Origin of the sequence: Gilliamella sp. Occ4-3 (genome assembly GCF_001690675.1) — a bacterium.
Lineage (GTDB): Bacteria > Pseudomonadota > Gammaproteobacteria > Enterobacterales > Orbaceae > Gilliamella > Gilliamella bombi.
Genome location: NZ_LZHR01000118.1, coordinates 82,548 through 107,798, shown reverse-complemented (window position 1 = coordinate 107,798; position 25,251 = coordinate 82,548). Strand labels below are relative to the sequence as shown.

General features: G+C 35.7%; 24 protein-coding genes and 2 pseudogenes. 2 read left to right on the top strand and 24 right to left on the bottom strand.

What is annotated here, in order from left to right:
* The 12 genes and pseudogenes from A9G44_RS12595 to dusA form a co-directional block, all read right to left on the bottom strand.
* A pseudogene (locus tag A9G44_RS12595) lies at window positions 1–238 on the bottom strand (hypothetical protein); the annotation flags it as partial.
* A 125-nt stretch (window positions 239–363) separates the two neighbouring features.
* Window positions 364–780 carry a DUF4878 domain-containing protein gene (locus A9G44_RS12590; RefSeq protein WP_218837602.1) on the bottom strand — a complete coding sequence of 139 codons (417 nt, stop codon included), beginning with the start codon at window positions 778–780 and terminating at the stop codon, window positions 364–366.
* Window positions 781–920: 140 nt separating this feature from the next.
* Window positions 921–1,628, bottom strand: coding sequence for a tRNA pseudouridine(65) synthase TruC (gene truC / locus A9G44_RS12585; RefSeq protein WP_065611439.1), 708 nt, complete (start codon window positions 1,626–1,628; stop codon window positions 921–923).
* 21 nt (window positions 1,629–1,649) lie between these two features.
* Window positions 1,650–2,468: a pyridoxal phosphatase gene (locus tag A9G44_RS12580; RefSeq protein WP_065611437.1), complete on the bottom strand. Its 819-nt coding sequence runs from the start codon at window positions 2,466–2,468 to the stop codon at window positions 1,650–1,652.
* A gap of 66 nt (window positions 2,469–2,534) precedes the next feature.
* On the bottom strand, window positions 2,535–3,140 hold the full coding sequence (gene recR / locus A9G44_RS12575; RefSeq protein WP_065560888.1) for a recombination mediator RecR: 606 nt from the start codon (window positions 3,138–3,140) through the stop codon (window positions 2,535–2,537).
* 210 nt (window positions 3,141–3,350) lie between these two features.
* Window positions 3,351–3,953, bottom strand: a complete 603-nt coding sequence (gene plsY / locus A9G44_RS12570; protein WP_065590802.1) for a glycerol-3-phosphate 1-O-acyltransferase PlsY — start codon at window positions 3,951–3,953, stop codon at window positions 3,351–3,353.
* Between the two features lie 183 nt (window positions 3,954–4,136).
* Entirely contained in the window at window positions 4,137–6,977 is a 2,841-nt protein-coding gene (gene uvrA / locus A9G44_RS12565) for an excinuclease ABC subunit UvrA (protein WP_143426418.1), read from the bottom strand.
* Between the two features lie 233 nt (window positions 6,978–7,210).
* Window positions 7,211–8,146, bottom strand: a complete 936-nt coding sequence (locus tag A9G44_RS12560; protein ID WP_065611433.1) for a sugar kinase — start codon at window positions 8,144–8,146, stop codon at window positions 7,211–7,213.
* 25 nt (window positions 8,147–8,171) lie between these two features.
* On the bottom strand, window positions 8,172–8,642 hold the full coding sequence (locus A9G44_RS12555; RefSeq protein ID WP_065611431.1) for a YhcH/YjgK/YiaL family protein: 471 nt from the start codon (window positions 8,640–8,642) through the stop codon (window positions 8,172–8,174).
* 112 nt (window positions 8,643–8,754) lie between these two features.
* Window positions 8,755–9,510, bottom strand: coding sequence for a hypothetical protein (locus A9G44_RS12550; protein WP_143426417.1), 756 nt, complete (start codon window positions 9,508–9,510; stop codon window positions 8,755–8,757).
* A 35-nt stretch (window positions 9,511–9,545) separates the two neighbouring features.
* Window positions 9,546–11,561, bottom strand: coding sequence for a DNA helicase Rep (rep, locus tag A9G44_RS12545; RefSeq protein WP_065611428.1), 2,016 nt, complete (start codon window positions 11,559–11,561; stop codon window positions 9,546–9,548).
* A 104-nt stretch (window positions 11,562–11,665) separates the two neighbouring features.
* Entirely contained in the window at window positions 11,666–12,628 is a 963-nt protein-coding gene (gene dusA / locus A9G44_RS12540; protein ID WP_065611426.1) for a tRNA dihydrouridine(20/20a) synthase DusA, read from the bottom strand.
* 150 nt (window positions 12,629–12,778) lie between these two features.
* Here dusA and A9G44_RS12535 point away from each other — a divergent pair, with 150 nt between their 5' ends.
* Window positions 12,779–13,867, top strand: a complete 1,089-nt coding sequence (locus tag A9G44_RS12535) for a site-specific integrase (protein ID WP_065611425.1) — start codon at window positions 12,779–12,781, stop codon at window positions 13,865–13,867.
* Window positions 13,868–14,019: 152 nt separating this feature from the next.
* Here the strand turns inward: A9G44_RS12535 and A9G44_RS12530 are convergent, their stop codons facing one another.
* The 10 genes and pseudogenes from A9G44_RS12530 to A9G44_RS12485 form a co-directional block, all read right to left on the bottom strand.
* On the bottom strand, window positions 14,020–14,826 hold the full coding sequence (locus tag A9G44_RS12530) for a hypothetical protein (protein ID WP_065580538.1): 807 nt from the start codon (window positions 14,824–14,826) through the stop codon (window positions 14,020–14,022).
* An 84-nt stretch (window positions 14,827–14,910) separates the two neighbouring features.
* The gene (locus tag A9G44_RS12525; protein WP_065611423.1) at window positions 14,911–15,438 is read right to left on the bottom strand and encodes a tail fiber assembly protein; all 528 of its coding nucleotides are present in this window, start codon (window positions 15,436–15,438) and stop codon (window positions 14,911–14,913) included.
* Between the two features lies 1 nt (window position 15,439).
* Window positions 15,440–16,876, bottom strand: coding sequence for a prophage tail fiber N-terminal domain-containing protein (locus tag A9G44_RS12520; protein ID WP_065611421.1), 1,437 nt, complete (start codon window positions 16,874–16,876; stop codon window positions 15,440–15,442).
* Between the two features lie 41 nt (window positions 16,877–16,917).
* Window positions 16,918–20,160, bottom strand: a complete 3,243-nt coding sequence (gene gpJ / locus A9G44_RS12515) for a TipJ family phage tail tip protein (protein ID WP_065611419.1) — start codon at window positions 20,158–20,160, stop codon at window positions 16,918–16,920.
* Window positions 20,153–20,728, bottom strand: a complete 576-nt coding sequence (locus A9G44_RS12510) for a tail assembly protein (protein ID WP_065611417.1) — start codon at window positions 20,726–20,728, stop codon at window positions 20,153–20,155. The genes gpJ and A9G44_RS12510 overlap by 8 nt, the downstream gene beginning before the upstream one ends.
* Entirely contained in the window at window positions 20,725–21,441 is a 717-nt protein-coding gene (locus A9G44_RS12505; RefSeq protein WP_065611415.1) for a C40 family peptidase, read from the bottom strand. Before A9G44_RS12505 ends, A9G44_RS12510 begins: the two co-directional genes overlap by 4 nt.
* A gap of 3 nt (window positions 21,442–21,444) precedes the next feature.
* Window positions 21,445–22,149: a phage minor tail protein L gene (locus A9G44_RS12500; protein WP_065611412.1), complete on the bottom strand. Its 705-nt coding sequence runs from the start codon at window positions 22,147–22,149 to the stop codon at window positions 21,445–21,447.
* Entirely contained in the window at window positions 22,146–22,475 is a 330-nt protein-coding gene (locus A9G44_RS12495; RefSeq protein WP_065611454.1) for a phage tail protein, read from the bottom strand. The genes A9G44_RS12500 and A9G44_RS12495 overlap by 4 nt, the downstream gene beginning before the upstream one ends.
* Before the next feature lie 89 nt (window positions 22,476–22,564).
* Complete coding sequence (locus A9G44_RS12490) at window positions 22,565–22,867, bottom strand: addiction module antidote protein (protein ID WP_065561131.1); 303 nt, start codon at window positions 22,865–22,867, stop codon at window positions 22,565–22,567.
* 2 nt (window positions 22,868–22,869) lie between these two features.
* A pseudogene (locus tag A9G44_RS12485) lies at window positions 22,870–23,163 on the bottom strand (type II toxin-antitoxin system RelE/ParE family toxin).
* Between the two features lie 136 nt (window positions 23,164–23,299).
* On the opposite strand from A9G44_RS12485, the gene A9G44_RS12480 reads away from it, so the two are divergent.
* Entirely contained in the window at window positions 23,300–23,548 is a 249-nt protein-coding gene (locus tag A9G44_RS12480; RefSeq protein ID WP_218837601.1) for a helix-turn-helix domain-containing protein, read from the top strand.
* A 55-nt stretch (window positions 23,549–23,603) separates the two neighbouring features.
* Here the strand turns inward: A9G44_RS12480 and A9G44_RS12475 are convergent, their stop codons facing one another.
* Together A9G44_RS12475 and A9G44_RS12470 are read right to left on the bottom strand one after the other, a co-directional pair.
* A complete protein-coding gene (locus A9G44_RS12475; RefSeq protein WP_065611410.1) occupies window positions 23,604–24,248 on the bottom strand; it encodes a hypothetical protein in 645 nt (214 codons plus the stop codon).
* A 125-nt stretch (window positions 24,249–24,373) separates the two neighbouring features.
* Window positions 24,374–25,195, bottom strand: coding sequence for a phage antirepressor N-terminal domain-containing protein (locus tag A9G44_RS12470; RefSeq protein WP_065611408.1), 822 nt, complete (start codon window positions 25,193–25,195; stop codon window positions 24,374–24,376).
* Window positions 25,196–25,251: the final 56 nt, after the last annotated feature.

Sequence of the window (25,251 nt, the reverse complement as noted above, 5' to 3'; positions counted from 1 at the left end):
TAGGATGGTCCTCATCATCGCTAGTCGTAGCATGAATAATTCTAATTTCTGGATTGATTGATATAATCATACCAATATGTGAAAAATCACTACCACCTAATTGATTGACTATAAGACTATCGGTTTGTATACCTTTTCTAAAAATCCAATCGCCAACTTTTACTGAATATGGTATTTCGGTGGTTGGATTTGAAAAATGAACAGTATCATTAGCTAGAGCAAAATTTACTAGCATCATAATTAACATCATACAAAGATAATAGCAATATCTCATCAAAAATCGTTTCTTAATAAAAAAGGGTAATCACTATTTACCCTTTTTAGATTCTTCTAAAAGTATAATCTATATTGACGATAATATAGCTATTTAAGATTAATTAGCCATTTACCATCAGCTTTAATCACCGATATGTTTTTTTCCTCTTTTTTAGTAGCATCTTTAAAGATAACAGTAGTACTAACTATTGCCATATTTTTTTCATCATTAGTATATTTTACGAGTTCAGATTCGACTTTATCAAGTCCTCCATGTTCATCAGCAAATTGTTTACCTCGCTGTAGTGCTTCTTGCATTTTGCTTTTAACGAACATTCGCATATCCATACCTTTGTTATCATCATCTTTAGGAAAATTGATGAGATTTATAACAGTATCTGAATCACCTTTGTAGATCGCTGAGATAAATTTTTCTGCTACTTGTTCAGGAGAATCATTATTCGAACATGCAGTTACCATAAGTGCTAATAAAAATACACTTAAAAATTTCATTATCAATTTCATTTTTAATCCCATCATCAATTTAAATTATAATTAAAATATTACATAAATTTCCTTTGATAAAAATAAACAACATCAAAGGAAATGGTGTTAAATAATACTATATAATCAAATAATTGCAAAGTAATATGGAATAATAACTACTATTTAAAATTTAAAAGGATATCTTGCCAACTTTGATCTAATTTAGCTTCAATAATCATTGGCTTATGTTGGATTGGATGTTTGATTTCAAGTTTGCTTGCATGCAACATCAATCGTTTGATATTAAAATAAGTTGCAAATGCACGATTCTGATGTAAATCGCCATGTTTGCTATCCCCCAATATCGGATGGAAAATATGTTTCATATGGCGACGTAGTTGATGTTTACGACCAGTTTGTGGTTTTAATTCAACAAAACTATACCTTGCTGTTTCAAATTTGCCAACCTTAATCGGAACTTCAATTTTGCTTATAGATTTGTAAAATGTGACGGCATCTTGTGCTGGTTTATTATTATTAGTAAATTTATCTGCAATTTTATCTAATTCTTCAACTAAAGGGTAATCAATCACCGCTTCCCCCTCAACATAACCGCGCACAATCGCATGATACGTTTTTTCAATTTGTTTTTTTGCAAATTCTTCTGACATAATTCTTGCTACATCACTAGAAAGGGCAAACAACAAAACACCAGAGGTTGGTCTATCTAGCCTATGTATAGGGAAGACATGTTGACCGATTTGATCACGCAATGTTTGCATCACAACAACTGTTTCAGTTTTATCTAACCAACTGCGATGCACAAGCCAACCAGATGGTTTGTTAATGGCAATTAAGTCATCATCTTGATAAAGGATTTCAAACATAGAATATTTATAAAATATCAATTATAAAAAGAGTTCTTCAAGCTCTTTAGCTATACTAGGACCATTATTATCACCAATGGCATAATTTGCTTTGGCTTTCACTTCATCATCAGCATTACCCATCGCAATCCCTAATCCAGCAATAGATAACATACTTATGTCATTATAACTGTCACCAAAAGCGACTATTTCGCTTAAATCAATATTTTCGTACTCTGCCCAGTGAGTTAATCCATTTCCTTTGGTATTTCCTTTAACTGCTACATCTGCTCGATTTGACCAAGACCATTCACACGAAAACATACCAAAGGAATCAACTGCATTTGAAAATTGTTGTAAAGCAGGTATATTATGACTACTTGTTGCAAATTTAAAAATAGCGTCAGATTGCTCAATAACTTTTTCAAAATCATCTACTTTTTTAATTTCAGGTTGTAAAAACTCAGGCAATGATTTAACCCACTTAAAAAAGCTTTCTAGATGATCATCTAACAATTCATAAGTCATTATTTTATCAGTATAAATTAATGTATGAATACCATATTGATTGACAAGATTTAGTAGCATTCGAGCCTGATCTTTCGTCATTGGTTTAGCGGCAAAAGCGTTTTGTTTCTCAAAATCATAGAGATAAGATCCATTACAACAAATTGCCGGGGTTGATAATTTGAGCTGATAGTAATAAGGATAAATTACAGAATGATGCCGCCCTGAAACTAAAATAACTTTCATACCTTTAGCTGTAATTTTTTCAATGGCCGCTATTGTTTCTGGTAAAATTAAACGATTGCCGGCTAACAACGTACCATCCATATCAAAGGCTACGGCTTTATACTTCATATAATACCTCTTTTCATTTCTGATCTTAGCTATAAAGACTGACTAATTACTAAAAGTTCAATAAAATTATAATTCTATTTTTTGACGACCAACAAACGAATGCGATAAGGTGGTACCATCTACCATTTCGAGTTCACCACCAACTGGAACACCATGAGCTATTCTTGTTGCTGTTACATTAAACTCTGCACACATTTGCGCAATATAATTAGCTGTTGCATCACCTTCGACGGTGGGATTAGTGGCTAAAATAACTTCGCTAATCGACTCTGAAGATAGTTTTTTTTTCAATAAATCAAGACCTATATCACTAGGGCCAATACCATCTAAAGGTGATAAATGCCCTAATAATACAAAATAGCGACCACTATACTGCCCAGTTTGTTCAATGGCTACTATATCTGCTGGAGTTTCAACCACACAAAGCTGTTCACTACTTTGACGACGAGCATTTGCACAAATAGTACAGGTTTCTTGTTCGGTAAAAGTTCGGCATTCCTTGCAATGGCCGATATTTATCATTGCTTCATGTAGCTCATGAGCTAATTTAATGCCACCTTGTCGATTTCGTTGTAATAAATGAAAGGCCATTCGTTGCGCCGATTTTGGACCAACGCCAGGTAAACAACGCAATGCTTCCATAAGTGATTCTAATAATGGGCTTATTTGCATGAATTATTTGGTTTCCACATATTTGAGTTTTAAGATAATAATACCTTTTTTAAAAAATCTATCAAACAAGAATTATTCTATTGTTTAATTAACTAACGATAAAATCAAAAAGATTGCAGAAAATAAGTAGGTAGGATGTTACATAACGTACAATCTATGTTATAAAAGCACTATTCAAATATATAACATTATTATGTATAAATTTTTAGGTTATCTTTTGTTCTTGCTACGATGATAACTTTTTGGTTCTTCACCTTTAAAAAGACGCATAATGTTATTATTATGGCGAACAATAATCAAACACGAAAGCATTGCAACTGGTAAAGTAAGCTCAGGTTTGAATAACCAAACATAAAATGGCGCCATAAGAAAACCAACAACTGCAGCTACCGAAGAATATCCTGTAATTAGTAAAGTAAGTAACCAAGTTAAAATAAAGCAACCTGTAAAATCAAACCCAATTGGAGCCATCATACCTAACGCAGTTGCAACTCCTTTTCCTCCACGAAAATGAAAAAAACAGGGGAAAATATGTCCTAAACAAGCAAAAATACCAATAATACCTAAAAAGAAAGGTGTAATACCAATCCGATATGAAATATAAACAGGAATTGTACCTTTTAACATATCAAAGATTAAAACAAAAATGGCTGGTAATTTGCCATTGAGTCGTAAAATATTGGTTGCTCCAGGATTGTGAGATCCATGTTCTGAAGGATTAGGTAAATGCATGATACGACTAATGATCATTGCACCAGAAAGCGAGCCCAAAATATAGGCGACTATGATCATCAATACAATTAGCAATGTCAAAATATACCCCCTTTCATCAACCACACCATGCTGATAATTGCACTTAAGAATCTTACCAAACTCGTCGTAAATCCAGTTTCTGTCTATTTTCAGTACTTATTTAACTATAATATTAATTAAAGTATATAAAAAGACTGGGCGTTGCTCCTCGCCCGTTCTTTATATGCTATATTAATAATAATTCTAGACTACTTTTTGTTTTTCCAACAACGGTTTTAAATATTCACCAGTGAAGGAATGTTTAGATTTCGCAACCTCTTCTGGCGTCCCTTCGGCAATAATTTCTCCGCCACCATTACCACCTTCTGGTCCTAAGTCCACAATCCAGTCTGCTGTTTTAACTACATCCAAATTATGCTCGATAACAACGATAGTATTGCCTTTATCTCGTAATGAATGTAATTGCGTTAATAATTGTTTCACATCGGCAAAATGTAGCCCAGTTGTTGGTTCATCTAAGATATACAAAGTACGACCAGTATCTCGCTTAGATAATTCTTTTGCGAGTTTTACTCGTTGCGCTTCACCACCCGATAATGTTGTTGCTGACTGTCCAATGGTAATATAAGAAAGCCCAACATCAATCAATGTTTGCAGTTTGCGTGCTATCATTGGCACGGCATCGAAAAACTCACGACCTTCTTCAACTGTCATATTTAAAATTTCGTTAATAGACTTTCCTTTATATTTGATCTCTAGGGTCTCACGGTTATAGCGAGCACCATGACACTGATCACAAGGAACATAAATATCAGGCAAAAAGTGCATTTCAACTTTGATTAAACCATCACCTTGACAAGCTTCACAGCGTCCACCCTTAACATTAAAACTAAAGCGACCTGGATTATAGCCTCGAGCTCGAGATTCTGGTACACCAGCATAAAGTTCACGGATAGAAGTAAAAAATCCAGTATAAGTTGCTGGATTAGAACGTGGCGTACGTCCAATTGGGCTTTGGTCAATCGCAATTACTTTATCAAAATGGTTAAGTCCTTTGATTGATTTATAGGGTGCTATTTCAGTTTTTTCTGCACCATTGAGTTCGTTTTGGGCAAGGGGATATAAGGTATCATTAATTAAGGTTGATTTTCCCGAGCCCGATACACCAGTGATACATGTAAATAAGCCAACTGGAATATTTAATGTCACATCTTTAAGATTATTACCGGTTGCACCAATAAGAGATAACATTTTTTTCTTATCGACTTTGGTGCGAATAGTTGGTATTTCAATTTTTTCTTTACCGGATAAATATTTTCCTGTTAAAGATGTTTTACATGCCATTATTTGTTTGGGTGTTCCCTGAGCAACAACTTCACCACCATGAACCCCTGCCCCAGGACCAATATCAATTACATAATCAGCAGCCATAATAGCTTCTTCATCATGTTCAACGACTATAACAGTATTACCTAAGTCACGTAAATGCGTTAAAGTGTCAATCAGACGAGTATTATCTCGCTGATGCAATCCAATAGAAGGTTCATCCAGCACATACATCACGCCAACAAGACCTGCACCAATTTGGCTTGCTAATCGAATACGTTGTGCTTCACCACCTGATAATGTTTCAGCGGATCTTGAAAGCGTTAAATAGTTAAGTCCAACGTTAATCAAAAATTGTAAACGATCGTTGATCTCTTTCAAGATTTTTTCTGCAATTTGAGCTCGTTGCCCAGTCAATGTCAATTTATCAAAAAAATCCTTGGCTTGTTGCGTACTTAAATCACTAATTGTTGGTAAATTTGTATCATTAATAAACACATTTCTTGCTGCCGTACATAACCTAGAACCACCACAACAAGGACAAGGTCGATGGCTAATATATTTTGCTAGCTCTTCACGGATAGTTTGTGATTCAGTTTCTTTATACCGACGAGCTAAATTATTAATAATCCCTTCAAATGGATGTTTACGCTTAACCACATCACCACGATCGTTTGAATAAACAAACTGAATTTCGGTATTACCTGAACCATTTAATAAAATGTCTTTTATCTTTTCAGGTAATTTTTCATACGGTTTATCAATGTCAAACTTATAATGATCTGCTAATGATTTTAGCATCTGGAAATAGTAAAAATTGCGACGATCCCAACCTTTAATCGCACCAGCAGCTAATGAAACTTCTGGCATCTGAACAATACGTTTTTGATCAAAATATTGTTGCACACCCAAACCATCACACTCAGGGCACGCACCAGCAGGATTATTGAACGAGAATAATCTCGGTTCTAATTCAGAAATACTGTAACCACAAATAGGACAAGCAAAATTAGCCGAAAACAAATATTCTTCAGCTTGTGGATCATCCAAATTGGCGACTTTAACAATACCATTAGTGATCGAAAGAACCGTTTCAATCGACTCCGCTAAACGAAGTTTTAAGTCGTCACGAATACGAAAACGATCAACAACAACTTCAATGGTATGTTTTTTTTGCAATTCAAGAATTGGCGGATCAGAAAGATCATATACATCACCATCCACTCGTACCCGAATATAACCACTAGCAGCAAGTTGCTCGAACAGTTTAACAAACTCCCCTTTACGCTCAGTAACCACAGGGGCAAGTAGCATATAACGATTATCAGACGGTAACGCCATGATGCTATCGACCATCTGTGATATCGTTTGTGCAGCTAACGGTAAATGATGATTTGGACAACGAGGCTCTCCAATTCGAGCAAAAAGCAAACGTAAGTAATCATAAATTTCAGTGATAGTCCCTACTGTCGAACGAGGGTTATGCGAAGTTGATTTTTGCTCAATCGAAATTGCAGGTGATAATCCTTCAATATGATCTACATCAGGTTTTTCCATCAATGATAAAAACTGACGAGCATACGCCGACAACGATTCAACATAGCGTCGTTGCCCTTCGGCATATAAAGTATCAAATGCTAACGAAGATTTACCTGATCCAGAAAGACCTGTAATAACAACTAATTTATCTCTTGGAATGGTTACATTAATGTTTTTTAGATTGTGCGTTCTCGCACCACGAATATCGATATCTTTGATTGACATAGATCTCTTCTTTTTTGTGTTTTTAAACAAAATGGATAGAAAATTAACTGTATATTATACCAGTAACATTTGATTAAATATACAACTATATAGCTTAATATACTACTTAGCTAATTTTATACTAAAACACAGTGTTACCTGAAACTTTTTGACAAAAAATAAACTAAAAATATTTATTTTTACAGCAGAAAAAACGGCCATTAATGACCGTCATTTGTTGATTCAACTTAGTATGTCAATTTTGGCGTCGCATCAACAGGAATAATTGCGCCGCGATACTGTATAACCGTGCCAGCCACCAAGTGCCCTTGTAATGCTGACTGAGAAGGGTTCCTTCCACTTAAACGAGCCCCAAGATAACCTGCACTAAATGAATCACCAGCGGCCGTAGTATCAATCACTTTATCTTTAGCAATTTTATTAGCAGGAACTTCAAAACGACCATCAGCAGAATCAATAATACAGCTATCACTGCCACGTTTAATAACAATTTCAGTTACACCAAATTGTTTTGTACGCTCAATAACTTGCTCATAAGGTAGCTTACCCCATAATAAATCTTCGTCATCTAATGTTAAAAATGCAATATCTGTAAAGCTAAGAATATCAGCATAAACACTACGAGCCAAATCAAGGCTACTCCATAAACATGGACGAAAATTATTATCAAAAATAACTTTACCGCTATTAGCTTTAACACGTTTTAAAAGATCTAATAATTTAAGGATACTTTCAGCATCTAAAATAGCAATACTAATACCGCTCAAATATACATAATCATAATGTTCAATTTGCTGAATTATTCTATCTGTTTCAGTTGTTTTCAACCAAAATTTAGCAGCAGCATCATTACGCCAATAATAAAAAGACCGTTCACCATGTTCATCAGTAACAATAGAATAAAGCCCCGGCATTTTATCAGACATTCTTTGTACTAAATCTGTTTGAATGTTTTCTGTTTCCCAACAATCTAACATTTCTTGACTGAAGGGATCGGTACCAAGCCCGGTTACATAATGTATTGAAAAATCATTATCTTTTAGTAAACGAGACAAATAAACCGATGTATTAAGCGTATCACCACCAAAACCACGCGTAGTCGAATCCTGATTCATCGACAATTCAATCATACATTCGCCAATAACAGCTATTTTTGTAGTCATAATATACTTATCATCTTTAACCTTTTTATAAATAATCTAACGCGATTTTTACCACAACTTTGCGAACTGTTTCGATATTATTATCAATTGCACAAAGCGGTTTATGCACTTCATTAGGTAAAAACACGATAAAATCATTTGGGTGTAATATCAACAAGGTTTCTTCTTTTGGTGTTTCGATAAAAGCAATATCATTTTCTACTAATTTATTATCTAACACTTTTGTATATGGCGGTAACGTACTTACTGCCATACCCTCTTGCCCAACTAAAACAATCTGAACGTCAATATATTTTTCATGATATTCTGGATTAGCATCGTGGATATATCGCGATGTACTATCTGACACAATAAAAAACATATTATCACCATCAATATCGTAACGCCCAACAGGCGTATTATTATTGACATTATCTTTAATATATTCAATTGATTGTTTAATTTTTTCGGGTAAATAAGGAACTAACCCTAAATGATTAATATTACCTAAAATCATACCAAATGATCCTTAAAAATATTGCTGAAAATTAATACTAATAACCAAATTAGTTGTAACTAACTTATACTATGATAAAGTTAATTAAATTGATAAAGAGTATATACATAAGTCACTTGTTTTTGTAGATTCTTTGACATATTTCTTCACATTTGTTTGTTTTCATCACTTCGATGATATGTGATAACTGTGATTTAAATATAGGTTGTTGAGTTATTAATTGTTCGGCCTTTTCAATGATTGCTGTCTTTTTCGATTCTGGGATAAATTTTGCGTAATTTTCAGCTGATTGTTCTAATGTGGTGATAATATCCAATTTAGATTGTTCAGTTAAACAATCTGGTAAAGCAATCCACTTAAATCCACCGTAGTAATATTTTAACATTTCTGATTGCATCATTTTCACACTATACTGTATGACTCCACCTCTTTCATTATCGGGAAGTTCTTTATAAAACTGATTAACATGAGGAGATATTGCCGCAAAATATTTTATATTAAAAGTGCTTAATAAAATAATTTCTTGTTGAAATCGTTTTAGGTTATTTGTTAGATCTTGGCTAGTTATTTCATTTGATTTATTTGATAAAAAGGTTAAATAAATCTCAACTATATGGTTGATATAATTGGTTATATCTAATTTTTCATCTATTTTATCTTTTGAAAAATTCTCAAGAAGTTTGGGATCAGTAAATTGGCTAAGAATTTCTTTACCTTCTTTTGTATATAATCTAGGTAATGTTTTTTGCGCTTCAAATTTTTGGGTTAATTGATAGAGCCTCGTGCGTTCTGAGTGATAATTTAAACCTGTAGCATTCGCAAAGCAACTAGTTAAAATTAATATGACACTTATTATTAACTTCATCATTTGTTATTCCTTATTTTATAATTGTCAAAATTTGGTTACTTAGCCTTGGCAATTTGCGCTTTTAGCATGGCTAGCCTACTTTGCCCTTGTTGCATTTTTTTTTCAGGTGATAATTCGTTACGCTGATCTTGCCACTCCAAGTCGTCTTGTGGCAGTTCTAATAAAAATCGACTCGGTTCAACTTGAAGGGTTTCGCCAAATTGTTTACGTTGCCGGCTAAAAGAAAAAGTCAGTTCTCGTTGCGCCCGAGTAATACCAACATAAGCTAAACGGCGCTCTTCTTCAATGTTATCTTCATCAATGCTGGTTTGATGAGGTAATAAACCTTCGGACATGCCAATCAAGTAGACATAAGGAAACTCTAATCCTTTAGATGCATGTAGTGTCATAAGTTGTACTTGGTCGAGTTCTTCTTCGGACTCGTTACGTTCTAACATATCACGCAAAGTAAATCTCGCGACAGCTTGTTCAAGTGTCATTGCTTCATCAATATCATCACCTTGCAACATATCATTTAACCAACTGACCAATTGTTCTACATTGCGCATGCGCATTTGCCCAGATGTTGGAGATGATGAGGTTTCATAAATCCAGCTCTCATAATGAATCCCGTGTAAAAGTTCATAAATTGCTTCCATGGGTTCAGTATGAGATTTTTGAATAAGGGCATCAAACCATTGTATGAATTCTTGTAATGACTCCATACGTTTACCTGAAAGCAATTGGGTCAACCCCATATCATGGCTTGCTTGATATAAACTAACACCTCGATGATTTGCCCATTCGCCAAGTTTTTGAATAGTCGCTGGACCAATTTCTCGTTTTGGTGTGTTAATAATACGAATAAACGCATTATCATCATCTGGATTAGTTAATAATCGCAAATATGCCATTAAGTCTTTAATTTCAATTCGAGCAAAAAATGATGTGCCGCCAGAGATTCGATACGGTATCCGATATTGCATGAGTATCTTTTCAATTAGTCGTGCCTGATGATTGCCACGATATAAGATAGCGTATTGACCATATTGACTGTTATGCGCAAAGCGATGGCCAATAAGGTGATTAATAACTTTTTCGGCTTCATGCTCTTCGCTATCGGCTGAAATAACTTTTAATGTTTCACCATAACCCAGTTCTGAGAAAAGTTTTTTTTCAAAGATATGTGGATTATTTTCGATTAAGATATTCGCCACTTTTAAAATTCGACCCGATGATCGGTAATTTTGTTCTAATTTGATCACTTCTAAATTAGGAAAATCTTGTTTAAGTAATACTAAATTTTGTGGTCGTGCACCACGCCAAGAGTAAATAGACTGATCATCATCACCAACAACAGTAAATTTAGCTCGGTTACCAACTAGTAATTTGATAAATTCGTACTGACTTGTGTTTGTGTCTTGATATTCATCAACCAACAAATAACGAACTTTGTTTTGCCATTTTTCGCGAACTTCTTCGTTGGTTTTTAATAAGAGTGTGGGCAATAATATAAGATCATCAAAATCTAATATACTGCAAGCTTTTAATTGTTTTTCATACAATTGATAACAGTGAGCAAATAGTTTCTCTTTATTCGTCTGCGCTCTTGCCATCGCAATAGTTGAATCAACAAGATCATTTTTCCAATTTGAGATTGTTGAGCGTAATTGATTAATCAAATCCTTATCATCTTCTAACCATTGATGAGTTAGTTCCTTGAGTAGCGCTGTTTGATCATGATCATCAAATAGAGAGAAGTTAGATTTAATTCCCAGATGAGTATACTCTCGGCGAATAATATCCAATCCTAGCGTATGGAATGTTGATATTTTAAGCCCTCTTGCTTCTTGTTTACTAAGCGCTTGGGCTATACGTTCTTTCATTTCGCGTGCGGCTTTATTCGTAAAGGTAACCGCAACAATATGGCGTGGTAAATATTCTTTAACATGAATTAAATAGGAAATTTTGTTAATGATAACCCGAGTTTTGCCAGAACCTGCTCCAGCTAAAACAAGACACGGTCCTGAAACATATTCAACGGCTTTTTGTTGACTTGAATTTAAACGCACAGAATAAAACCATTAGGAAAAATGTGAGTTAGTATATAACGATATACTAGTAGCGCGCAATTAGCGTCATTATTGAGCAAATATAATTGCTATTTTGTTAAATATTATTTGATGAATGTTAAAGCCTGTTCAACAACCTCGACCCCTGCCCCTTTTTTATGCGCATTTTCACTAAGATAACGCCGCCATTGCTTTGCTCCTTTACGTCCATTAAATATACCTAAAGTATGCCGCATAATATGGTTAAGTTGCGCACCTTGCATTAGCTGTTGTTCGATATAAGGGTAAAGTGCTTGAATAGCAGATAGGGGATCAATGATGGGGGTATTTGTGCCAAAAATTTGCGTATCAATTTCAGTAAGTAACAATGGATTTTGATATGCCTCTCGCCCAACCATTACACCATCAACATGCTGTAAATGACATTTTATTTCATCAATCGTTTTTATGCCACCATTGATGGCTATAGTTAAATTGGGATAATCTTGTTTCAATTTATAAACACGTTCATAGTCAAGTGGAGGAACCTCACGATTTTCCTTTGGGCTTAATCCTGATAACCATGCTTTGCGCGCATGTACAATAAATGTTTTGGTGTAAGGCATTACCTTTTCAATAAATTGACACAAAAAAGTATAGCTATCGCAATCATCAATACCAATTCTTGTTTTTACCGTGACGGGAATATCAACCTGATCTTGCATCTGAGCGATACAATCGGCAACCAAATTTGGATTTCCCATTAAACAAGCACCAAACATACCATTTTGTACGCGATCTGATGGACATCCCACATTTAAGTTGATTTCGTCATAACCACGTTCTTGCGCTAATTTTGCACATTGCGCTAATGCGTTAGGATCACTACCGCCTAGTTGCAAGCTAACTGGATGCTCTTCATTGTTGAAAGCTAAATAATCACCTTTCCCAAATAAAATTGCGCCTGTAGTCACCATTTCGGTATATAGCAATGCTTTTTTTGTTAAAATTCGATGAAAATAACGGCAATGTTTATCTGTCCAATCTAACATAGGAGCGATGGAAAATTTATTTTTTGTTGAATTCATTGATACACCAATATTTATAGCTATTTTTACTGATTATTTCAGAAATATTATTTTTGCTTATTTTTACCTATTTTGATATATTTTTCCATCATCAGGATCCCACATGGGCTCCCACGCGGATAGGACAAAATAATTTAGGATAAACAATTTATGGCTCATTATATCATAGAGAAACGTATTCGTGCAGACGGAACACCTCGATATCGTTGTACCGTTGTAATAAAAGAAAAAACCAAGGTTATTTATCGTGAGTCAAAGACATTTAGCAAACAACAAATAGCAAAAACATGGGGAACAAATCAAGTATCGAAAATAGAGCAATTCGGGATCCCACAGAAAAACGATATAACAAAATTAACATTAGGGAATCTTTTAAATAAATACTTATCTGATCCAAATCTTGGTGAAAAAGCAGGACGAACAAAACGATATGTTATTCAAATGATTATCAATAGTGACATTGCAAATATAAAATTATCTGATCTAAAAACGCATCACATAATTGAACACTGCAGGGCTAGAGCAGCCTCAGGAACCAAACCAGCTACTATCAACCATGATATAAGCTATATTGGTTCTATTCTTGAAGTTGCGCGGCCTATTTATGGAATAAATATTGATAAAACAGTTGTAGAGGATGCTAGACCGTTATTAATACAGATGAATTTAATCGGAAAAAGCCAACGCAGAGCAAGACGACCAATAAGTGATGAATTAAATCGTATTGTTGAAAAACTACAAGAACGGCAGTCACATAAATATTCAAAAATTCCTTTTGTCGATATTTTGAATTTTTCAATATTGTCATGTATGCGAATAGGTGAAATATGTTCTCTAAAATGGGATGATGTAGATTATAAACAAAAAGCAGTACTAGTTAGAAACAGAAAAGATCCTAGAAAAAAAATAGGAAATCATATGCTTGTACCCTTGTTAGGCGAAGCGTGGACTATTTTACAATCACAACCTAAAAACAACGAGTTAATATTCCCTTATAATTCAAGATCTGTAACTGCAGGTTTTCAGCGAGTTAGAAATAAACTTGGTATTATTGATTTAAGGTATCATGACATGAGGCGAGAAGGAGCTAGTCGATTATTAGAACAGGGTTTTGCAATAGAAGAAGTGGCTCAAGTGACAGGACATAGAAATTTACAAACGCTCTGGAATATTTATATTAGTTTATTCCCAAATTCATTACATGCTAAATTTAACAAATTAAAAGAAAAAGAAAGCTAGTTTTCTTTCGCTTTAATAATGAAATTACGGGCGAATGCTACATTATCAATAGCGACGACGATCACAATTATGTATTCTATCAAACGCAGAAAACACTATATGATATCGCCGATTTTGTGATGCTACATGACGCTGTTGAGTATTGTAGGCTATTATTTGATAAAAATTAGAAAAATAAAAAACAATATTATTCCAACCTCAATTATTATTTTTTGTTTATATTTAATTTTGCGTAAAATAAATTGAAAAATATTTTCTTTTAAATAGTAATCAATTTCTTTTTGCAACATTTTATTACCACCTAGTATTTCAAAAATTTTCTGCTTTTGGTTTTTAAGTGTTTCTTTTTTTTCAATAAGATAATCAGTTATCTCCACTTCCTTGATGTTTTTTTTCCAAGTTTCTACCGTTGTAAGCTGATTTATAAAGGTTTTATTAGATTTTCCTTCTTCTTTTTTATCATTACTATAATTAAACTTAATTCCAAATTGCTCGTAAAAGCGATTTCTCCGTTCCTTGTTTTCTAAATTAGCTTGACCTTGACAAAGAGTGATAGTATCAAGTATTGCACTAGAATAGTTATGCTTCGCCCATAATATTATTTGATTCATGATATATGTACCTATTCTATATCCTCGTATTTCTTCCGGATCTAAAAATACTGCTCCCCTAGACATAGAATCAGAAGTGATAGACAATCGCTTAGCCCTCCTGTCATAACTTGCGCCAAACCAACCATGACCGACTCCTGTTGCGCATCTATCTAATACTCGATACGAAATTGTTAAAGAGTCTAGTCCAAAATCACCCTCAGAGTTAACCTCTTCTTTTTCAAGTATAATAGTAAAAAAAGGGGCTTCTTTGGCTGATATTTCACCTTGATATACTTCTAAAAGTAAAATGCGGGGACTTAGAATGTCTGTTTCATTTTTACTAAGACGGGGTAATAACTTACTCACAATTTTTACCTTTGTTTATCGTTATTATCATAATAATGTCTTATTTTTACACAAAACAAAAATGTTATGAAGATAAAATACACTTTACGGCTTGTCTGGAAATACTGCATTAATGTCTGATACATCAACACGCATTAACAAGATTCGATATTTTTTCCACGCTTTTAACTGCGCTTCTTCATCAGCTTCTTGCATATCAAGATCGATAATATCTTGCAAAATAGCTATTTTTTCGTTAGCTTCGTTGATTAATGAGTTTTTTAATGCCTGGTTATTTTTGATGATATGTTCATTTTTTGCATCTTCATCTAATACCCATTTTTTTCCGCTCCATTTACAAAACTCGAACGGTTTTAGCTCAGTAAACCCACTCTTGATTTTACCGAGATAATCGATTTTTTTTGCTTCTTTTGTTTCAATGTTATAAACGGTTTTATCCCTATTGTCCTCAACTAACACCCAGGCACCGTTTTGCATACACGGACAATATCCATCTTTGAACTCAGGAGCGATACGTAACGCATTGTCTGGCGGTAATGTATCATCATTAGCTTCTAATTTATGTGTAAACGGTCTTAGTTCATTTGTGTTATCAAAATAATAATTAATCATATTAAACTCCTAAATAAATTACAGGTGTCATACCGATATTGAGAGGTCTATTTTCGTGAGCCGTAGGTACTATGCGTGATGCATCAAATGTTGAGATGACGGATTCAGCCAAAGAATTATAATCTTGAACAACTATCGCTTGTTTGCCCACTCCCCTAGAATAACTAAATACATATGTATATGGAGTAAAACCACCGTTTATATCTATTGATGCATCAACTCCGCCCCTAACGCCTTGTTGACCATAAATATTACGAATCGCATCATCTTCAGTGCTACCAACTTGCCTGTTGATTCCATTTACTGCACGCTCAAAATAACCTCGACCGTCGGGTGCAAACGCTGTTGGTACATTAATGTATTGTTTACCGTTAATTGTTTTTATCGTAATGCGATGATCGTTTTTATAATTAGCTGACAAACTATTTAAAGCTCGCCCATGTGGTGAATCTAAAAGAAAATTATCACCGTTGCGAAAATACCAACCAAAAGGCAGTTCATCACGACGAAACGGCATTAATCGTTGGTCGCCAATCATGTCTTTTACAACTATGTGAGCACCCACCTTGTAAATAGGTGAGTCGTTAACAACCTCTTTAATGGCTGGAACAGTACCAATATCATCAGCGGTTGGTTTATTATTCGGCGAGTAAACACGTTGCCCTTGTTCAGTTAATTTTTTAACATCTATCGAGCCATTAATTGACTGGTTTTCTTCACCTGTTTTTTTGATAAAATTTGAATTATCGATAGTAGACGCCCAATTTTTAGCATCATCTGCTGATTTTTTAGCATTTTGTTCAGATGTTTTAGCTTTGTCTTCCGACACTTTAGCAGCATTTGCGCTATTACTAGATTGCTCTGCTGAGTTACGTGACTCTGTAGCTGATGCGCTAGCACTATCTGCATATGATTTTGCTGAATCTGAATGTGATTTTGCTGATGTGTTAGCATTCGTTGCCGTTGTTGCTGATTCGCGTGCTGATTGTGCGCTGTTAAACGCATTATTTTCACTGGCTTTTGCATTATCAGCACTAACTTTTGCATTCGTTTCAGATGTTTTGCTATTTCTTTCTGAATCTGCCGCTTTTTCAGCAGATTTATTTGCATGATTACGAGCATCGATAACTTGTTGCAGTATTTCTGGCGTAATTTCACTCTCCAACGGATTCAGTAAAAAATCATTTAATGTGCCATCTTTTGAATCTGAAAATACTTGAATAGTGCCAAGCTTCTTCGGCGGAAACCCATTTATAATCAGCTTCACATCGTAATCACACGGCAACACGTTCATCATGTAACTGCCGTTGTTTGCGACTTGAAACGCTTGTGTTTGTGTTAGCACTTTGTTTGTTGTTTTTTTTGCGTATAACTCGATAGTGCAGTTGTTAATAATATTACCTGCGCCATCAGTTAATACCCCTGATATTTTTGCCATATTTGCTCCTAAAATAAAAAAAACCGCTACGAGCGCGGTTGTTATTTTTTCAATGTCATTATTGTGATGGAATTCGGTATGCCAGATACTTTATATTTATCTGGCGTTTGCGCGCTAACAACAAGAGTTTCGTTGGCGGGTATTGAGTGTAAAAATATCTCGCTGACAACTGGGTTAAGATTCGTCGTTTCTAATCTGTGACGCGCAGGAGCTGGGTGCGAAATTTCTCTAATAGTAATATCCAGCCTGCCTAAATTCCAATAATCTGGTTTTATCCCATCACCCCCACCACCGCTGCTGTGTCTGATTGCAACCAATGTTACCGGCAGTATAACTAACTCTCGTTCGAACGGCTCCGGTGCTATAGTAACAGAGCCATTTTTTTTACACGTATGCATTTTTACAATATCACCGACAATTTGCATTGCTGTCAATTTTCCCTGAATCTGACAGCTCTCATTAATCACAACATTATTTAATTGCCCTGAACTTGCATAAATATTGCCTGAGATGTTAGCTCGTCTAGCGTTTAGCGTACCGTCTTCTAGTAATTCAAAAGCTGGAGGATTACCTGCGCTGATAACATTACCGGCAACCATTTTACCGCCAGCAATTTGAGGTGCTCTGATTTCAGTGCCAGCAATTAATCTATCACCTCGCATTGTGCCAGTAGCGATTAAATCACCGTCCAAAAACATAGCAGGTTCAACCCAATACGCACCGTTGTACATTCTTGCTTCCGAATGAGCAACTTTGCCTGCACCATCTAATGAATAAACGATTAGCGTAGTGTCTCTCGCAGGATAAAATCCGAATTCACGATAAAACATTTGAGTAGCATCATCGTTATTTGTCGGGAATCTACCATCTCCCGTTTGAATTCTAAATAATCCCCCCGCCCCGTTTTCTGCAATTAAGGTCCTGGTATTAGCTATGAACATCTCTGAGCGACCAACAACATTAACCGCATTCACACCGTACCAATATTCAGTGTCTGGCTGACAATCAACATCAGTAAGTGACATAGCTCGCCCCAGATAATTGCGCTTAGCTTCAACTTCGGCTTTAGTTGTACCTTTGTAGAATTCGAATTGTGTACCCAAACTCGATACAGAAGTCATTACTGGTCGAATTGCTACGTTAAAGCTGCTTGGTGTTAACACTAAACCCGATGGTTTAGCTGGCGGCAGAATCGAAAATGCAATCGTAGTTTCGTCGCCTAGCCGTCCATCCTCTGCCACTCCTCTAACCGTTGCATTGAATTTACCCTGTTGTAGGTCCGATAGATAATACTCAGTATCATTAACCATTTCTCTGCTAATCAATTTATCATCACGATACACTTTTACTTCAAACTTCAAGTTTTGGATTGTGCGAGGTGTGGACCATGAAAGCCTAGCTTGGTATAGGTCTGATTCGGGGATTATTTCAGCTTGTAACTGCTCAACGGGTGGAATTGACCATCCGAAAATAGTACCGCTTTCCGCTTCAAATTTAGCCCCGTTATCAACAATCGCTTCTTTTTGTGGCTCATGTTGTAGCGCAGTGATTGAGTAAGTGCCGTCACTGTTTTCAGCGATTGTTATAGCCTTAAATAGTCTTGGTTTGATTTTATTGTCATATAAGCCCCAGACAGAATACTCATCAACACTAACACTATTCACCAAAACAACTTGATTTGGTTTGACTTGCGCTTGAATTTTAACTTTCTGTAGCTGCATATTAGTATCAGTGACACACAAATAAGCATTTTTCAAATTTTTAATATCAATATCACGGTCTAACGTAATCGTATCACCATTCGCCGTTACAATTCGCCCTCCAATTGTTGTGCCCGAAAAATCGTTATCGGCAATACCGATAATATCACCCGGTAAATGACGGATGCCCTCACGACCTACTGAAAATGTTACCGTTTGCGTTTCTAATTTTTCAGTTTGAATCAGCCACTTACCCACTCTGTGCGCTTGCCCTCTCGATGTACAGCCAAACGCATCAATCTGTGCTACATTTAATCCAAATCGTTTAATTAAATCATCATCAGCTACGTATTCAGTCGTTGGTTCCCAATTATTATTTGGGTCAATATAGCGAACATGAACCGCAGTATGCCGTGATTTTTGTGCTGCCGATGTGTAGTTGAACTGCCCATCTACTACATTTGCATTTGCATAAATCGCTACTGGGTCGCTCGGTCTGTCCATCACTGCGGTGTACTGCGTACCATCCCAAATTGGCATAGCTCGAAAGATTGAGCACAGGTCGTGAATAACATCGTACGCTTGTCGTTGCTCTGTGATATAACAGTTACAGGTAAATCGTGGTTCTTTACCGCCAAAACCATCGTCAACTAGTTGGTCACAGTATTGAGCAATCGTGTATAACGCGAATTTATCAACACCGAATTGGCCAATACGATTGCCCATACCGTAACGTGTATTGGTCAGGATGTCGTAAAATATCCATGCCGGATTATTGGTCCAAGCAAGCTTGAAATTACCCGACCAAAACCCTTTGTACTCTCTTGTTTCAGGAGTGTAATTATCAGGTACTTTAACTATCATCCCTTTAATGAGATAGTTACGACGAGGTACACCGCTGAACTGCGATGAATCGAATTTTAGTCCTACAACAGCCGTGTTCGGGTATGAAAATTTAGTATCATAGATTTCAGTGTATGAACTCCACAATGTATTATTGACTAGCAATGATGATGTACTATCTGGCGTTCTACGTGCTACACGAATATTAAACGGTTTCGGCGGTAAATCATCTAAAATAACTGATGTTAAATATTGTGAGCGTGTTTTTTTATCAATTAAATCAACCGTTTTTACCGTTTTCCATATACTGCCCACGCCAATTTGAATTTCCATTGATACCGATGTTCGGTTGATGTTGCCTTTGTTATCCGTTGAGCTTAATGATTGCACACCTACAGTTACACGAACTCTATCAATATTCGGGTCGGTAATAGTACGCACAATCGGGGTTGATGCTTTTACCTCAAGATTAACGGGCACTTCGTTTTCAGTGGCTGGAAAACCCTCAAGTGGTGCTTGTGACTGAATACCCGCCGTCCATTCAACATTAACGCCGTTGAAATTATATGAGCCGTCGGGTGCTTGGATTGGCGTGTCGTTTAAAAAAACGCTCTGTAGTCCATTTGATGGACCTTCTATTTGCCCTTCACACAGCAAATCAATAATACTTAACTGTTGATGTGACTTAAGATTGTCACGAGCTTCACTAGGCGTTTTCGCCTTTTTTGAACCTTTACCCATGTAATTTTGGCTCCTTAATAGCAATATTGTTACCATCTTGTTTTGGTGGGAAAAATGGCGGTTTATCTGAATCTATCGTGTCGTCTAATGTTTCAAGCCCTTGCGACAGTACTTTTGAGCCGATTTTTGTTAATCCGTAACAAAGCGGTACAGGTGCGCCCTGCGCTATCGTGTTGTCTAAGTTGGAAAAATAGGTGTTTTTATTGGTACCACCGTCCGCTGATTTGTCGGTTTTGGGTAATTTGGTTAACATCATGGCCACACCACCAATCATTAAGCCCAAGCCTGCTGCCATCAGCGGATAACAGTAAAAAATAGCCCCCACAACAAACATTACAGCCCCTGCTATAAAGCTGAATGCTCCGCCTTTTGCGCCCTTTGTTTTCGGCACAATATGAATAACGGCATTTTGTGGGATTCGGCTGTGTAGACCAAACTGTAAATTGTCATCGTTCATATCTACGCCGTTAATTCGCACCCGAAAATAGCCGTCCATGATTTGCTTTTTCAAGCCTTTAATTTGACAATACAAGCCATTCATCGCTTCCGCTGCTGTTTCAACGCTCATATTGAACTTATCGCCATATTGTTTAAGATTGCCGTAAAAGCGAATGATTGCCACTGTTTATGTCTCCATATTGAATGTGTGTATTTAAGCCAAAACCCGTCGTATAAATCTCTTTTTGATAAACGGTTTGGACAGTGATGTAAAATGAACTGATTACCGATGTAGATAGCTGCGTGATTGGGGGTTGTTGAACCAAGGCAAACCAAGATAACGTCACCCTCTTGTACGTCATCCACTTGTTCAAACTCATTCTTGGGTAGTAAATCTAAGTAAAGGTTTTGCCCGTTATGCCACCAATCATCTTGTCGTTCATAATTTGGTAAATTGATACCCGTTAACATGTACGCATCTCGTACTAGTGTTAGGCAATCAATCTCACCGTGTTTGAATTCACGACCCAGTAACGGTTTGATATACCTGAATTTGTGAATTTTGTTATCACAAACTAGCCACCAGTCTAATCCTGTTTGTTGTTGATAAAATTGGTCCGCTTCGCTCAAAATTGGCAAACCATCAGGATGTGAATGCACAATTGCAGTTATTTCCCCTTTTTGTTCCGCTTTTATCCAATCATCAGAGGATATTTCGAATGTTTCGGTTGGTGTGGGTGAGATGTTGTTGCATGGCAGATAGGATTTATTATCAATAACAAATCCGCAGCACTCAGCCTCGCCGCATTGTTTAGCGTGATTAAGTATTTGTGTTTTCATAATTAATTAAGAGAGTTTAGCAGCAGTTGGAAAACCGCCGAATGGAAGAATGCCGTGTTGCCCATAACGCAGTTTACAGCCATTTAAACAACGGCTACATTTATCTTTTGTGATGTCGTTTGTCGGTTTATCAAATTCATCAGCTACAGGTCCACCAGTGTAACCACATTCTGACGAGCGATATATCCAGCTACAAGTATTAGCGACAATAACACGAGCAGGAATTAAGGCACCATCTGATTCGCATGGCAACGCTAATTCAAACGTCACAACCATTGAATTTTGTTGTTTCACCTGCTCAATCACATAATTTGAGATGATTTCGCAAAACGGATCAGCATATTGATTACCATTCTCAAAGTTAACAGCGTCTAAGTATTTAACGGGCACTTCGTGACGTGTGACAATTGCGCCTAATAAACCATCGAAGTCATTAATTAAGCCAGTAATAAATCCCATTGCATTGCTAACGCTCATTGTCGGACGGTTACTCGTTCCCTGCCCGTTTTTTTCGAATCCCTCTACTTTTATTGGGTACGGCTCATAAACGTTACCTTGCCACGTTATTGGACGTCTCAGCTCATTTAATCCGTTATGAAATCGGAATATCGTTTTATTACCCACGATCTTCGTTAAATCGACTTCATACAAATCAACAATCGCATCTTGCGCTATTTTGGTTATATCAAGTAACATTTTTTTGGGGATCATGCGACTACCTCCTCGAATGCTGCGGTTATTGTTGTTACTGTGTTCATAACGTTAGATGTCCAAGATGTACATTTAACTCTAATTAGCCGATGAGAGTTAGGCTCTCTCCATTTAAATGCATGAAGCCCACCATGACGTGTTAAAAAATCATTGATGTGATGCGCATCTTCTCGTGCTACTTTTAGCGTGACACTGTATGAGCGCAAGTCGTTGTTAATGCCGTCTTTAATTCGTTGCTCGTAGCCGTCACCGAATTTTATAACTTTTACTCGTGGCTCAGCTTTTTCGCTCATATTCGGCGCAACTTGCCAGTGAAATGTTTCCATAATTTTCTCCAGACATAAAAAAAGCCCGCAATTGCGAGCTTTAGGTTTGATTTTATTTTGTATATCTACATTAGATTTTCCATACTCAGTTAACAACAATCAGCATGTTTTTGTGAGGAAAACTGCATTTGCAAACCTAATGCTTGAACAATTTTAAAGATTGTATTAAAAGTAGGATTCCCCTCACCTGATAACGCTTTATAAATACCCTCACGGCTTATACCTGTATCACGTGAAAGCTGACTGATGTTTTTAGCTCTAGCTATATCACCAAGTGCAATAAATAAAAATTTAGGGTCTCCTTCTTCTATTGCGGCATTTAAATATTCTTGCATTTCTTCATCAGTATTTAAAAAATCAACCACATCAAAAGTTTTTAGTTTTGTAGTCATAATTAACCCCATTTATTTGCTAATTCTTTAGCAATTTTAATATCTGTTTGTTGTGTATCCTTGTCACCGCCACACAATAAAATAACAATTTCATTATTGCGGTTAACAAAATAAACCCTATACCCTTTTCCACAGTGAATACGCATTTCTGATACACCGCTGCCTACAGGCTTAACATCACCAAAATTACCTTCTTGCATGCGACGAATTCAAACTTTAATTTTAGCTGCTGCAGTTTTATCTTTAAGCGACTTCAACCATTTTTCCATTTGCGGTGTATAACTTACAGTAATCATGCTTTATTCCTGTTTTAATTTAAAACTATTATATCTTACACTGTTAGAATGTCAACTATGGTTATCAATTCTAATTATTTATATTTTTACTAAAACTTATATAATGCTTATATTGAGGTTAATCATAAAAATAATAATGAATAAAACAATCGATATTGAAACGGGCGTACCAAACGAAGTTGTTAACATGGTTTTTGATAATAACTATTCTCCTGCACAAGCATGGCGTGAGTATTTAAAATTATCTCAAGTTGAAGTTGCGAATAAAATAGGTATTAGCCAATCAGCTTATTCTCAATATGAAAAAAGCCAAAACTTAAGAAAAGCAACACGAATTAAAATTGCCCAAGCACTACAAATCAAGCCTGAACTGTTAGATTTTTAATAAAAAACCCGCCGAAGCGGGGTAGATTAATAATATACAGTTAAGTTAAGTTATTTTACATACCTGGGGTTTTTTTTAAGGCAAGGGAGGGAGTATTAGATATATCCACTCCAAAAGCTAATTTAAAATTGTCTTCATGAATCATGACTAATGAATTTTTCTCTATCATTATAGCGATTGAGCCACCACCGCCACTCTTGTTAGAGCCATTTTCTCTTATACGTTGTTCTTTCAAAAAGTTAAGATAATTACAGAATTCTTTGTATGATGTAGTTTGTTCATCGTTTGACTGAGTTGATTTTTCGTTTAAAAACGCTTTTTGTATATCAAGAGGAGTGCCTGCTTGACTATCATCCCAATATAATCGAATTTTTAAATCTAGTGCTCCATTACCTTGACAACCATAAATTAAATAATGGAACTTATCTTGATTATTAAAACCCTTTTCACCATTTTGATTATTAATGGATTCTTTTGATTCTTGATAATTTTTATATTTACATTTTTCACTATCTAAGCAACTTTTATTGCGCTTAAATTCAATTAAAAACCATCTACCTCTGATGTTTGCTAATGCATCACCCGCATGTTCTTCAGCATTTCCATCTAGCGGAGCTATGTTTTTTTCACCTTCTATAGCAAAAAACATTTGAAGAAATCGATATTCTACTGTTTTCTCCCACCATATTTTATCACTCATAACTTTCACCTCTAAATATATTTATAATACATGACTCAATTATACTTCTAGGTAATAGTATGTTATTTCAACGTTTGGGGCAATAAAAAACCACCCGCAGGTGGTTATATTTAAATATTATTTGATTAGTGATATCGAATGACTGGTAATACTCTATTCCATTTCTCAGTAAAGTGATTTGTAATGATATGCATTGTCTCCCTTTCGATAATCAATCGTGCCGATTCAATATCTCTTTTAAATTCAATACCCATAGAATAAAAAGCTCCTCTATAAGATGAATCAATTATTTTTAACGCCGGTTCAATTAACTGAATTTTTTCTCTCATATAATTAGCAACAAATAATAGTCGAGCTAATTTATACCAATCTTCATCAGATAATCCACTTCGAGAATGCACACCACCCAACCACTTAATCGCCTCATCAAATTTACTAGCTGGCAAATCTTGGTAACGTGGTATCTTAAATTGCTGATGAAATTTTGAATAAACCGCTTGATGTTTTTCACCTGTTCGATACACTCGCTCGTTGACAGCCTGTTGGATTTGCTGTTGTTGTTCGGGTGAAATAGTGTTAGGAAACTGCTGCGCTACTTTTGGCATAAAGTGATTATAAAGTACATCGAAACATTCAAGTTGATATTGTTCAAGTGTCGCCCTTATTTCTGGTTTTACTCTGCTTGTCTCAATACCAAAAAGCCAGCCGTTGATCATTGAGATTGGGAGGCAAACGTACTTTTGTAAACCACCTTTTGTGGGGGTCGCTATCATGGCGACACCTTGACTTAATACGTGATGTCTATTAATTCTATTTAGTTGTGCGTGCCAATCTAACCCAATATTTTCACAAACTGGCTTCATTGCAATATAAGGTTTGTTTTGGTGATTAAGAACGATTAATTGTTGATTGTGAAACTGAATTGTTTCTAATTTTGTGTTTGACATGCTATATCCTCTTTGATTTTATTATTAACCCTATTTTGAGTAGGGCGATCAGGAGC